Annotated in this window: 13 protein-coding genes; all 13 read left to right on the plus strand. The window is 40.0% G+C overall.

What is annotated here, in order from left to right; all coding sequences use genetic code 11:
- The first annotated feature begins 4 nt into the window (after positions 1–4).
- Positions 5–451, plus strand: a complete 447-nt coding sequence (gene rplM / locus Q4443_RS08910; protein WP_001044624.1) for a 50S ribosomal protein L13 — start codon at positions 5–7, stop codon at positions 449–451.
- 18 nt (positions 452–469) lie between these two features.
- A complete protein-coding gene (rpsI, locus tag Q4443_RS08915) occupies positions 470–862 on the plus strand; it encodes a 30S ribosomal protein S9 (protein WP_000075969.1) in 393 nt (130 codons plus the stop codon).
- A gap of 301 nt (positions 863–1,163) precedes the next feature.
- Positions 1,164–1,553, plus strand: a complete 390-nt coding sequence (locus Q4443_RS08920) for a hypothetical protein (RefSeq protein WP_042903168.1) — start codon at positions 1,164–1,166, stop codon at positions 1,551–1,553.
- Positions 1,554–1,691: 138 nt separating this feature from the next.
- A complete protein-coding gene (locus tag Q4443_RS08925) occupies positions 1,692–2,114 on the plus strand; it encodes a hypothetical protein (RefSeq protein ID WP_049519735.1) in 423 nt (140 codons plus the stop codon).
- On the plus strand, positions 2,107–3,777 hold the full coding sequence (locus Q4443_RS08930; protein WP_049519790.1) for a cutinase family protein: 1,671 nt from the start codon (positions 2,107–2,109) through the stop codon (positions 3,775–3,777). Before Q4443_RS08925 ends, Q4443_RS08930 begins: the two co-directional genes overlap by 8 nt.
- Positions 3,758–4,072, plus strand: coding sequence for a hypothetical protein (locus Q4443_RS08935; RefSeq protein ID WP_042903175.1), 315 nt, complete (start codon positions 3,758–3,760; stop codon positions 4,070–4,072). The genes Q4443_RS08930 and Q4443_RS08935 overlap by 20 nt, the downstream gene beginning before the upstream one ends.
- A 13-nt stretch (positions 4,073–4,085) precedes the next feature.
- The gene (locus Q4443_RS08940) at positions 4,086–4,394 is read left to right on the plus strand and encodes a hypothetical protein (protein WP_080702800.1); all 309 of its coding nucleotides are present in this window, start codon (positions 4,086–4,088) and stop codon (positions 4,392–4,394) included.
- A gap of 230 nt (positions 4,395–4,624) precedes the next feature.
- Positions 4,625–4,909, plus strand: a complete 285-nt coding sequence (locus tag Q4443_RS08945; RefSeq protein WP_001173991.1) for a WXG100 family type VII secretion target — start codon at positions 4,625–4,627, stop codon at positions 4,907–4,909.
- A gap of 71 nt (positions 4,910–4,980) precedes the next feature.
- On the plus strand, positions 4,981–8,010 hold the full coding sequence (gene esaA, locus Q4443_RS08950; protein ID WP_049519734.1) for a type VII secretion protein EsaA: 3,030 nt from the start codon (positions 4,981–4,983) through the stop codon (positions 8,008–8,010).
- Between the two features lie 11 nt (positions 8,011–8,021).
- Positions 8,022–8,486 (plus strand): type VII secretion protein EssA, encoded by a 465-nt coding sequence (gene essA / locus Q4443_RS08955; RefSeq protein ID WP_049519733.1) that lies wholly within the window; start codon positions 8,022–8,024, stop codon positions 8,484–8,486.
- 66 nt (positions 8,487–8,552) lie between these two features.
- On the plus strand, positions 8,553–8,792 hold the full coding sequence (locus Q4443_RS08960) for an EsaB/YukD family protein (protein WP_000434883.1): 240 nt from the start codon (positions 8,553–8,555) through the stop codon (positions 8,790–8,792).
- Positions 8,793–10,064, plus strand: a complete 1,272-nt coding sequence (gene essB, locus Q4443_RS08965; RefSeq protein WP_049519732.1) for a type VII secretion protein EssB — start codon at positions 8,793–8,795, stop codon at positions 10,062–10,064. It abuts the gene before it with no gap.
- Positions 10,065–10,085: 21 nt separating this feature from the next.
- Positions 10,086–12,592: type VII secretion protein EssC (essC, locus tag Q4443_RS08970; protein WP_303408305.1), on the plus strand; the 2,507-nt coding region annotated here is incomplete at its 3' end.

Raw genomic sequence — 12,592 nt, forward strand, 5'->3', positions numbered from 1 at the left:
AATCATGAACAAAACTACATTCATGGCTAAACCAGGCCAAGTAGAACGCAAATGGTACGTTGTTGACGCAACTGATGTACCTCTTGGACGCCTTTCAGCAGTTGTTGCTAGCGTACTTCGCGGAAAAAACAAACCAACATTCACACCACACACTGATACAGGTGACTTCGTAATCGTTATCAATGCTGAAAAAGTTAAATTGACTGGTAAAAAAGCAACTGATAAGATCTACTACACTCACTCAAACCACCCAGGTGGATTGAAACAAATCTCTGCTGGTGAACTACGTTCTAAAAATGCAGTACGTTTGATCGAAAAATCAGTTAAAGGTATGCTTCCACACAATACTCTTGGCCGCGCTCAAGGTATGAAATTGAAAGTATTCGTTGGAGCTGAGCACACTCACGCTGCACAACAACCAGAAGTTCTTGATATTTCAGGACTTATCTAAGGAAAGGAACAATAAAGTATGTCACAAGCACAATATGCAGGTACTGGACGTCGTAAAAACGCTGTTGCACGCGTTCGCCTTGTTCCAGGAACTGGTAAAATCACTGTTAACAAAAAAGATGTTGAAGAGTACATCCCACACGCTGACCTTCGTCTTGTTATCAACCAACCATTCGCGGTTACTTCAACTGTAGGTTCATACGACGTTTTCGTTAACGTTGTTGGTGGTGGATATGCTGGTCAAGCAGGAGCTATCCGTCACGGTATCGCTCGTGCCCTTCTTCAAGTAGACCCAGACTTCCGCGATTCATTGAAACGCGCAGGACTTCTTACACGTGACTCACGTAAAGTTGAGCGTAAGAAGCCAGGTCTTAAGAAAGCTCGTAAAGCATCACAATTCTCAAAACGTTAATCAATACGATTATATCAACGTTTCGAAGCACTTCATGGTTCACACCATGGGGTGTTTTTTTGATTATTTTTAGCAAAATTCACACTATTGTTTCTTTGCATTCAACTCAAATTCTTCTGGTCAAATTATTAACAAATCTTCAAGATGAGGGATTGGTGAAATAGGCTGTTTGAGGCTTTTATGCTATACTAGTTTTAATGACAATCTTCTATTTCTAAAGCAACAATAGATCCGTAATTTGTTTTTAATTAAGGAGTTTTGGATTGTAAGAGGGAGATGATATATCTGAAGGAGCATCATTATGAAAAAACGTACCTTGCTTTGTCTAGTTTTGGCCCTTGTAGTATTTGGAGGCGGAGCATGGCTAGCACAAGAAACAAATTTATTTCTAAGCCCACGAGCTAAGCAGTTAGCTTATCTGAAGGAGCATGAAGAAGAAATTGTAAAATTTGTAAAGTCTAAAAATTCAAAGATTGAATCTGTTCAGATTGCTTGGGATGAAACTAAATGGGAAAAAGTTGGGAATGGGACCCCTCAAGGAGGCGGAGAAATTGTAAATGTATATGGTGGTTTTAATCATATTGAGTCCTCCTCTTGGAATGTTACTTTTGATATTGAGAATGACAAAATTATTCCTAATTCAATGGCTTTAGCCAATTATTTACGAATGGGAGGAAGGATTTTTGACTAACAGTAATTTAAAAAACTTTGATAATTTTTACTCAAATTTATCATCACTCATTCCCTATTGACTTACAATACTTGCCAAAAGTATTTTTTTACATTCATGATATAATAAACTTAGATTCCGCGACATAGGAGGAAAGAGATGAAAAAGCGTACTTTACTTTGTCTAGTTTTAGCCCTTGTAGTATTTGGAGGAGGCGCATGGATGGCACAGGAAACAAATCTATTTGGAGGAGTATTTCTTAGTCCGCGAGCCAAGCAGTTGGCATATCTGAAGGAGCATGAAGAGGAGATGGCGAACTTCATAAAGTCTAGAAATCCTAAAGTCGAAAGTGTCCAGTTTGATTGGGATAGTATGGAAGTTGGTCAGATAGGAAATGGAACTCCTCAAGGAGGCGGTTATATGCTAACATTTAAAGGGCGTATAAACAATATAAAGGAAAGCAGTTTTACTCTTGGATTTCCTTTGGATAATAACAGGTACTCCTTGCCTAACCTTGAGAGGATTTCTGAAATGCAACCCATAAGAATTTTACGAGATGGTGGATGGTTTATATATGAGTAATAGCAATTTAAAAAATTTTGATAATTTTTATGCAGATTTGGCGCAGTCGGCATATGCTAATCGCCCTAATAATTTTCCGCCTTTAAATAATTCAAAAACTTTTCAAGATTTTAACTTTTCTGAAGATATAGTTTTTGACGGTGAAATCACACCCGGAGGTAAGAACCTTCCTCATAATGGTAGAGTCTACTTGCAACCAGATCCTGAGTTGCGAGATACTTATAAAGTCACATCGATACCAGTTCCTGATGCGAATGGGATGAGGCAGGATGTTCATCACAAACGTTATCAAAAAGGATTGTTAACTGATGATGAAGCTGGTTTCAGTGCCTACTACTTAACGGATACGCCAACCTTGACTAATGATACCAAGAAAACCTATATGGCTATCCGCGGAAGTGATGCCATCAGTAAAGAAAATTGGAACGACTGGGTTGACAACGATGCTAAGTTCGCTCTCAATCATATCCATACGCCGCAAGCCAAGTTAGCGACAGTAGGAATGAAAACGAAGATTGCAGAGATGACTGAAAAAGCTCCGCAAGCTACGATGGACATCACAGGTCACTCCTTAGGAACCATTGTCTCTGCGCAAGGGGTAGCTGGCCTCAGTGATGAAGAACTGGAGAAAATCGGCAAAGTGGTCCTCTTTGACGACCCGGACACGACAAAGAGTTTAAAGAAAATGGGACTCAGTGATGAGAAAATCAAAAAGATCAGCGAAAAAATCGAGTACTATGTCAATCCATTTGATGTCGTGGGGATGCTCAATCGTGAGCATACCATCACCAAATTACCGGGGGACTCCGATGAACCTCTTAAGAAACCCGTCGGTAAAGTCAATGTCCTCGTCCCCTTGCATTATACCCAGATTACTGATCCGGAAAGTTCCCATGACTTTGGTGTTTTCCAATCGGATGGGAAGGGAAATTTATTGACTGCTTCAGAGGATTTTCACCCAGAATTGCTCAGGGCAGGTGAAAAGCTGGCTCGACTGATAGCGACAACCTTGGATTCCCTCCGGGCTTTAGGAGTCGATGAAAATGTAGCCTCAAATGTTTTAAATTCCATTATGAGAGGTGAGTTTAAAATAAAGGCAGCTATTGGTTATTCAGTTTACGAGAATTTTACAACTGAATATAGCAAGATCGTCGAAGAAGCTCGTAAAGAATCGATAAAATGGGATAGAGAAGCTATTCCTCGTTATCAGGAACAACTGAGAAATGGCAATCTTACAGGAGAAAAGAGGATTTTGGTTCGAGCTCAGTTGCTTCAGACAGCAGCCCAGTTGGCAAATTTTGACATGGAAGACAAAGTTAAATCTGTGAAAACCTTACTTTCAGATGCTAAGGAAGATATTCAAAACATGATAAAAGAAACAAGACAGACAGCCTTTGACATGGTTGGATATTTGTCAAGTTCAGAAGTTACAAATCTACTTTCTGGTTTTGACACAACAAGCTTTTGGGATGAAGGCGTTGCAAGTGACACGAAGACAGCAGCAACATCCTTCCTGACACAAATCGAGCAACTAGGGGAGAGCTTGGTTAAAGCTAGTGGTTCCTTTGAAACCATAGATACAAATAGTGCTGAAGATTTTAACAATCTATTGGCGGATGTAAAACAAACATGGAGGGAAAAAAATGTTAGTCTTAACGGATGAGGATACTTTAATTACAAGAGAGCAACTCGACAGAGGCTTCAAAGAAAGAATGAAGGAACAAGAACGCCAAGCAGTCAGGGCCTTAGTAACTGCAAAAGAACTGTCAATCCTTGCTAAAGGAGTGGAGTTAGCTAAAAAGTTGCAAGAAGCAGCTTCAGATATGCAAGAGTACGCTTCTAAGACTTATGTAAACAATATTAAGGGTGGATTTGAGGGCAAGGCCGCTGATGCTGCCGAAACTTACTTGACCCAGACCATGCAAACCCCTGCTTTACAAAGTCCGATCAAGAACTAGGAGAAAACTTGTGATGGATAAAAAGCAACTTCAGAAACTAGAGGATGAGCATAATCGTAAATTACGAAACTTAGAGCGTTTGGAGATGGATTTGGATGATGATTTCCACAAGTTTAGTAGGGAGACGGATAATCTCCTAGAGGCGCTTTCCTATGCATGCAGAGACAGTAGTTTTGCTGAAATTCAACCATATATCTTTGAGATAGAGAACAATTTAGATAACTATCATCAACTTTACAAGAGTCGCATAGAGAATGTGTTGGAAGCTCGCCATCAAGAGAATAAAAACTTTCATAGAAAGTTAGAAGAAAAGAACGTTTAACAAATATACCTTATAAAAGAAGGATGATATGAGTTTGTTATACTTTGTTATTATAAATAAAAAAAAGAAGTAATTATACAAGAAAAGTAGATAATTTAATCCTTCTTACTAGTTTTTAGATGGAAACAGCTCTTATTTTTTATAAATAGAATAAAAAATGAATTTTAAACTTGCAATTGAGGCAAATTATTGATATAATGAGGGCATAAATTAATATAAAGGAGTTTCACATGGCTTTAATTCAATTAACAACAGAAGAATTGCGCACCTCTGCTCAAAAGTACACTCAAGGTTCTGAGGAAGTAAGACAAGTACTTCGTACATTAACTCAAGAGCAAAATACTATCCGAGACAACTGGAAAGGTGCTGCTTTTGAGAGCTTTGATCGCCAATTCACAGAATTGTCTCCAAAAATTGAGGAGTTTGCAACTTTGCTTGATGAAATCAATGCTCAATTGAACAAGGTTGCTGAAATTGTTGAACAAAACGACCAAGATCTTGCATCACAAATTTAATTTGTTATATAAGTGGCTTTAGGAGGGCGAGAGCCTTCCTATTTTTTATGACGGAGAAGATTTAAAGTAATATGAAGAAGAATAGAATTTTTAAATATATAGGAAGTAGTCTGCTGGCATTAGGATTGCTTGCATTGATTATTTTTTTGAATCTATCTGTTCAAAAAAATACAACGATTAGCAATGAAAATAATGCAAAGGCTAATCAGCAGACAAAATTAAATGTAGCTATCGTAAATGAAGATAAGCCTGTCTACGTAGATACAAAAGAATACAATCTAGGTGCTAGTTATGTAAAAAATATCGAGCGTGATAATTCACAAAACTGGTCTGTTGTCCCTCGTGGAGCAGCTGATTCTGGGTTAGAAAGTGGGAAATACCAACTCGTTTTAACAATTCCTAGTGACTTTTCTGAAAAAATACTCGATATTAACAGCATCAATGTTGACAAGACAACCATCAATTATAAGGTGAATGCGCAAGGAAATTTGCAAGTAGAAAATGATGCAAATAAACTAGCGAAAGATATTGTTGCTGATTTGAATGGTCAGTTAGTCGATATGTATATGGCTAGTATTTTGAACAACCTTTATACAGCACAAAAGAATGTCCAAGCTAGCTCACAGATACAAGCGACCAATATCGGAAACTATCGTACGAATTTATATAATACAGCTATCAACTCTAAAAATCTTTTCCCAACTCTCTATAGTATGTCTAGTTCCTCTGTTGACGCCAACAGTGCTTTAAAGACAGGTTTGGATAGTTATTCTCAGATTTTTGGTCGTTATGACGTTTCACAGATTGCCTATGGTAAAAAGCTTGACACTCTGCTTCAGGATAGGGTCACTGAGAAGAAAAATCATGCGGATGTTATCACTGGGCTCATTTCTCAGAGTTGGGAAGACGTTAAGGGACAAATTGAAACTTATAAGGAATTAATTAAAGCTCAACGTATTCTGACTTCTAATATAGATGGAACACCAGCATCCACTGATGGAACGTCACCAGAAGTTGAGGCTCACTATAAAAAAGTAGCAGATAATATCAGCAAAGAGATTGCTACTTTAGAGACCAATCTAACAGATGAAAGAACCAAGTTTGAGAATCATAAAAAGGATATTCGTAACTTTGTCGATGAAAAATTAGCTGCTTATTATGAGACAAGTGAGAAGAATAATATCACTCTCGGTCAATTTTTGGATAAAGCTGCAAATAAGGACCTAGAGAAGGTTGAGGAATCTCTAAAAACGCAGCTGGCTTCTGCAATCTCAGAACTACCCAAAGAAGACTTTAGTGGAAAAGAATTTAGTGGTTTTGGTATGACACCAATCACAATTCCTTCTGTAAACTATACTGAATTAAAAACAATCAAAGAGCCTAGTGACGAAATCAATTCGACTGATTTGAAGAATTTGGAAGATCTGGCAATCTCGAGTACGAGTGCTGTTGGACGAACAGGAACAAAGGCTAAGGTATCATGGAAGGCTGGAACAGGAGTGACGGTTCATTCGGTCACTTATGATGGCACACCAGTTGAGTTTGGTCAAGAAATTGATTTGAAGACGGGTGGAACTTTCAAAGTAGCCTATAGTGTTGCAGAGGCAGCTCCGACTCCAACTACAAGTTCAACTGGGGCTCCAAGTCCAACTCCAAAAGCGGAGCCAAAGACTGTTGATATTTCCTTGAATGATGTCCAAGCAGCTAGTGCTCCAGTAGATGTGTTACGTGTTCAGCAAGCAGCAGTGTCTTATGGACAAAAGGTTCAGAAAATAGCTTCTGACTACCAAAAGGTACAAGCACTCACACAAGCATATAATACTGTCAAAGAGTTAAAAAATAGTAATGTGTCTAAAGCATTGTCAGATATTTGGTTTGAAGCGATTGATTCAAATCTGAAGAAGTATGAAGACAGCCTGACTGCACCTGCTAGCGATACAGATAAAGAGGGTGCTAAAGAGAAAGTAGATAAAGCCTTGTCAGAACTGACTACTCTCAAGCCTGTTCTAGAAAAAAATGTGAAGGATGTTTTGGCTACCAACCAAGAATTGGATACAAAAATCAAGAAACAGTTAGAGTTGTACGAGCAGTTGGAAGGGAAGCTAAAGGATTTGGTTGAGAAGCAAGGGGGGAGCAATTCTGCTTTTGAAGAGACTGATAAACAATTGGCCACCCTAAATTCGGATTATGCAGCTCTCTTGTCAGAAACTACGGGTGTGAAGGAATCTTCTCAAAGTAATGTCAAAGCTGCAGAGTCTGTGAATGAGACTTTAGGTAATTTCAATCGTGAATTGTCAAACGCTCAAACAAGTACTGAAAAGTTGTCACAAGATGCTGACTCCTTGATGACGCAGTTTAACGAAGAATTGACTAATAATGGAAACTTTGTAGAATCCTTTGTGAAGGTTCTGAATAATGCCTATCAAAATGGGGTACCAAACGAAGTATTGTTGAACTTCTTATCCAATCCTGTTACCCAAAATGCTACTTCAGTAAAAGCTACTGTCAATGTTTACCGTCCATTTACATGGATTTTACTATTGGAGATTGTTAGCCTCTTTACAGCCTATCTGTTTGCAACTCAAAACGTTATTCGCAAAGTCAAAGATAAGTTCAAACTTGATAAGTTACATGATACAGACTTGATGACGGTAACCATCCTATCTGCTTTAAGTCTCGTTGTCGGATTGGTAGTTGGTGTTGTATCAAGTGTTCAGCTACAGGTTGGTCGTGAGTATCAACCATCTTGGGTTCTATTAATTGTTTTAGCCGCATTTGTACTGATTCAAGGACAATATCTATTGCTTAAACATTTCCGAGTGATTGGTATGGGACTCTCCTTCTTTATGATGATTAGCTTTGTCTACCTATCAAATGCTATTGGGACAACAGCAAGTTTAACTGGTTTCCCAGCCTTTATCAAAAACCTCAATGCGTTATCGATATTAGAAGGTTTGCTCTCAGGATACTTTGATGGACATCCAGCAGCAATTATCGCTTTTGTTGCAACGATTGTTGTCATAGCTGTTTTACTTGTTATAAATGTTTTTATCAGGGAAAGTAGTTTGTGGTTTCAAGCAAGCCAAGCTGAGAAAGAATAGAAATTAGAAATATGAAGAAAATCATTCTTTTCCTTCTTACCTTAGTAACATGTGCAGCAGTCTCTGGGGCTGCTGCAGATGATTTGAAGGATAACAGTCTGCAGATTGATGATTCCCGACTTGAAAAGAAAGAGGGATTGAAATTTGGTCTACAGTCTGAACAAATCAAGGAGCTTTTTAATGAAGCGACTCAAAAGAGGTTGCAGGACATGCAACAGCATCAAGAGGAACAGTTGATCACAGAAAGGGGCCAACTGTTTTCTGCTATACAGAGACCAGTGAAAAAATCTTCTGAAGAACAGTTGTTTCAGCCCAATGCTCAAAAAACAATTAAATTTCAAACAAATATAGGCCATGTAGAAAAAGGTGGTCTGAATGAATTTCTTCCAGAGATATTCTATGTGGTGTTGATTTTCTTGCTTTTTGGAGCAACGGCAGTAATGAGTTATCGTGTGATGGTAGAAGGGATGGACTAATTTTACAACTAGTCTGTCTAAATAACTTAGAAAAGGATAAACCAAACATAGGAGGCGTGAAAAAAGGTGGAGCAACATATCAATATTACCCTACGTTTGAGAGAAAGAGATGTGGATATTCGCATTCCACGGCGAATTGAAGTGCGCCGGCTGGTGCGAGAAGTGGATACGATTTTTAATCCAGGTATCAAGCGAAAAAAATATCAATTAAGAATTGTCAATAAAGGTTTGTTGATTGATGAAGGGAAACATCTGTCTGATTATCCTATGACGACAGGAGATTTAGTAGAAATTGAGGAGATATAGGTGGCTGAAGAAAAATTTGAATTTGGTGGACAGTCGTTTGTCTATGAAAAAAATGAAACAAACTGGGAATTAAAACTCAAACGTTCAGATGTTGCGAGTCAAGATTTACGGGAACTCTTACTATTGGATTTGCATCATCCATTCTTTTTGGAGCAATCGATGGTGTCTGATGAGGATAGTGTCACCTTCTCCTATCAAGTCGAAGCTCATGGACTGACTTATGAGGAAATAAAGGAACGTACCATTTCGGAAAGAATCCGTTTGGCCCTAAACGTTTTTCGTCTAGAGGGCGCCTTGGAGTTACCTGTGACTTTCCTTTTGCACCCAGTAAATCTCTTTATTACCAAGGATGCTCAGGCTAAGATTGCTTATCGTGGAATTCCTGGTCTGATGGTTCCTCAATCCATATCCTCAGAAGATTTTTTACGCCAGGCTAAATGTTTTACAGTAACACTATTTAGCGATTTGGATTTCATGGATCTTTATAATGGTTCCTTGGAATTAGAGACCTTGCCCGACTTCTTAAATGACCTATGTCAGGCAGATGATATAGAGGCTGCAGTAGCTGTTTTGGAGAAGTACTACACGGAGAAGGCTGCGAAAGAACGGGCAGATTTGGTCTTGGTTCCAAGTAGACGCCATCGTGTCTTTAAACTGGCAACGATTTGGTTAACAGCCAGCGTTGTCTTGTTGATCGTTCCACTGATCTATCTGATTTTTGTGCAAAATCCTTTCAAAGAAAAGATGTTGCAGGCAGATACTGCCTTTATTAAAGTTGATTATAGTGGTGTTATTACAGAATTAGAGAGAATTGATCCAGCTAGCTTGCCGAATACGCAAAAGTATGAGTTGGCTTACTCTTATATTCAGGGGTTGGAATTTTCTTCTGAACAAAAGAAAGTCATCTTGAACAACGTAACACTCAAGTCAGATGAGCTTTATTTGACTTACTGGATCCAGGTTGGGCGCAATCGCTTTGAAGAGGCTCTTGATATTGCCAAACGGATTAACGACAGTGACTTGATTCTCTATGCTTTGACTCAGGAAATCAAGCAGGTTCGAGAAGATGGCAACTTGTCAGGGAAAGACCGTGAAAGTAAGTTGAATACTTTGGAAAGCGAGTATAAGAAATACTGGGATAGTCGAAGTGAGCTACTAACGAGTGAATCAAGCTCCAATGCTTCTACAACTCCTAACCCTCAAGACAAGGCTTCTGAAACCAAACCGTCATCTGAGAAGAAACCTGTTCCAAGTAGCTCCTCTAGCAATTAAAGTAGACCAAGGAGAGAAATTATGAAAAAACAAATCATTTTCTACAGCCAAAGTCTGCGTTATGAAGTAGAACTGAGTGCAGATAAGACGGTCTTGGTCGGGGCGACTGAAAAGGCCCAAGTCTACCTTTCTCAACAGGAAAGACCGATTCAGCTCAAGGTCGATGGTGACGAGGTCTTTTATCAGTACGACGATGAAGTGGGACTCTTGAAAGATGGTCTGCGTTTGGGTGAGGTCGTCTTTTATCTCCGAGAAGGGGAGCCAAGGGTTTATGACCTTTTGGATTTATCAGAGTTTCAGATTGGCTCTCAAAAAGGTGCATTGATCACACTAGATGGAGATGTTGAACTCTTACTCCAAAAATCCCAAAATCAATGGAAGCTAACTCGACTAAAAGGCGCATTTTATCGAAACAATCATCTGGAACAAATGGACCAGCAATTGATTGGTTTTGGAGATGAGTTGAGTCTAGGGGCGGTGACGATCAAGTTCTATCCTGATGAAGTATGGGTTCAGGGTCCTGCCCAAGTTGGGCCACAACTGACTCTGAGAGAACCATCTCGATATGGTTTTTATGAAGATTATCCAGATTATCATCGTTCTCCACGGATCATCTATCGTGGTAGCGAAGATAAAATCTTGATCAATCCCCCAGGCCAGGAGCCGGTTAAGCCGAGCGATGAACTGTTAAAGCTGATCGTTCCTCCTTTAATGATGGTCGGGGTAACTGTCTTGATCACCTTGATTCAACCTCGAGGGATCTATATTCTTGCGACAGTAGGGATGTCCATAACCACAATGATTTTTTCTATCCGTGGTTTTATCAAAAATCGTAAAAAGTACAAGGCTGATAAGAAGGAACGGGTCGATCTCTATCGCCTTTACCTGAAAGATAAGGTCAAGGAATTGACTCGTCTGGAGCGAGAACAAAAAGAAGGGATGCACTATCATTTTCCAACGATTTTAGAATTGACGGACTTGGTTGAGAGTTACAATCACCGGATTTATGAAAAGACTCCCTTGCATTTTGACTTTTTATACTATCGTTTGGGACTCGGGAAAATGCCGACTAGCTATGACTTGAAATACGGTCAACAGGAGCGTAGCGGTAAGAAGGATGCTCTAGAAGAAGAGGGTTACGCTCTCTATAGTCGTCACAAAAAAATCCCAGATATGCCAATCCCGGCAAACCTCAGCCATGGACCGGTGGGTTATATTGGACCTAGAAATCTCGTCCTAGAGCAACTGCAGCTTTTGGTGATGCAGCTAGCGACTTTCCATTCTTATCATGATGTGCAGTTTATTACGATCTTACCTGAAGAGGAAAAAGAGCAATGGTCTTGGATGCGTTGGCTTCCTCATGCCAAACTGCAAGAACTCAATGTCCGCGGTTTTGTCTACAATCAACGAACACGGGACCAAGTTCTCAATAGTTTGAACCAGATCTTGAAACTACGTCGTAGTCAAAAGGAAGAAGCATCCCACAAGGAGAGCACCCTCTTCCATCCTCATTACGTGGTTTTAGTGACCGATGAGAAGCTGATTTTGGATCATATCATCATGGAGTTCTTTACCGAAGATCCAACGGAATTAGGCTGTTCTCTCATCTTTGTAGAGGATGTCATGAGTTCCTTGTCTGAGAACATCCAAACAGTGATCAATATTAAGGACCGCAATACGGGCCAACTGGTCATGGAAGAAGGAGTTTTGAAAGAGACGGACTTCCGTTTGGACCATTTCCCAGCAGATTATGATAAGGAGCGGATCGCCCGTACCTTGGCACCGCTCAATCACCTCCAAAACCTGAAGAGTTCGATCCCAGATTCTGTGACCTTTATGGAAATGTATGGGGCGGAAACCTTTGAGGATTTGCAGGTATCGAGCCGTTGGAAAAAGAACGCACCTTACAAGAGTTTGGCTGTGCCGATTGGTCTGCGTGGTCAGGATGACCTTGTTCAGCTCAATCTGCATGAAAAAGCCCATGGACCACATGGTTTGATCGCAGGGACGACTGGTTCAGGGAAGTCAGAAACCATCCAATCCTATATCTTATCCCTCGCTGTTAACTTCCACCCTCATGATGTGGCTTTCTTGCTGATTGACTATAAGGGTGGTGGGATGGCCAATCTCTTTAAAAACCTTCCCCATCTCTTGGGGACGATTACCAACTTGGATGGTGCCCAATCTATGCGGGCCTTGGCTTCGATCAATGCGGAGATCCATCGTCGTGAACGACTCTTTGGAGAGTTCGAAGTCAACCATATCAATCAATACCAGAAGAAGTTTAAAAACGGAGAAGCGACAGAACCGCTCCCTCATCTCTTCCTTATCTCAGATGAGTTCGCAGAGCTCAAGGTCAACCAGCCCGACTTTATCAAGGAGTTGGTATCTATCGCGCGTGTCGGACGTTCCCTCGGTGTCCACTTGATCCTAGCAACTCAAAAGCCATCAGGTGTGGTGGATGACCAAATCTGGTCCAACTCACGTTTCAAAATCGCCCTTAAGGTGGCGGACCGTTCGGACTCCAA

Source organism: Streptococcus sp. GP0011 (assembly GCF_030546305.1).
Classification (GTDB): Bacteria; Bacillota; Bacilli; order Lactobacillales; family Streptococcaceae; genus Streptococcus.

What these genes read in the sequence shown, in the direction of transcription:
- rplM (WP_001044624.1), top strand. Translation starts at nt 5, where the DNA reads ATGAACAAAACTACATTCATGGCTAAACCAGGCCAAGTAGAACGCAAA.
- rpsI (WP_000075969.1), top strand. Translation starts at nt 470, where the DNA reads ATGTCACAAGCACAATATGCAGGTACTGGACGTCGTAAAAACGCTGTT.
- Q4443_RS08920 (WP_042903168.1), top strand. Translation starts at nt 1,164, where the DNA reads ATGAAAAAACGTACCTTGCTTTGTCTAGTTTTGGCCCTTGTAGTATTT.
- Q4443_RS08925 (WP_049519735.1), top strand. Translation starts at nt 1,692, where the DNA reads ATGAAAAAGCGTACTTTACTTTGTCTAGTTTTAGCCCTTGTAGTATTT.
- Q4443_RS08930 (WP_049519790.1), top strand. Translation starts at nt 2,107, where the DNA reads ATGAGTAATAGCAATTTAAAAAATTTTGATAATTTTTATGCAGATTTG.
- Q4443_RS08935 (WP_042903175.1), top strand. Translation starts at nt 3,758, where the DNA reads ATGTTAGTCTTAACGGATGAGGATACTTTAATTACAAGAGAGCAACTC.
- Q4443_RS08940 (WP_080702800.1), top strand. Translation starts at nt 4,086, where the DNA reads ATGGATAAAAAGCAACTTCAGAAACTAGAGGATGAGCATAATCGTAAA.
- Q4443_RS08945 (WP_001173991.1), top strand. Translation starts at nt 4,625, where the DNA reads ATGGCTTTAATTCAATTAACAACAGAAGAATTGCGCACCTCTGCTCAA.
- esaA (WP_049519734.1), top strand. Translation starts at nt 4,981, where the DNA reads ATGAAGAAGAATAGAATTTTTAAATATATAGGAAGTAGTCTGCTGGCA.
- essA (WP_049519733.1), top strand. Translation starts at nt 8,022, where the DNA reads ATGAAGAAAATCATTCTTTTCCTTCTTACCTTAGTAACATGTGCAGCA.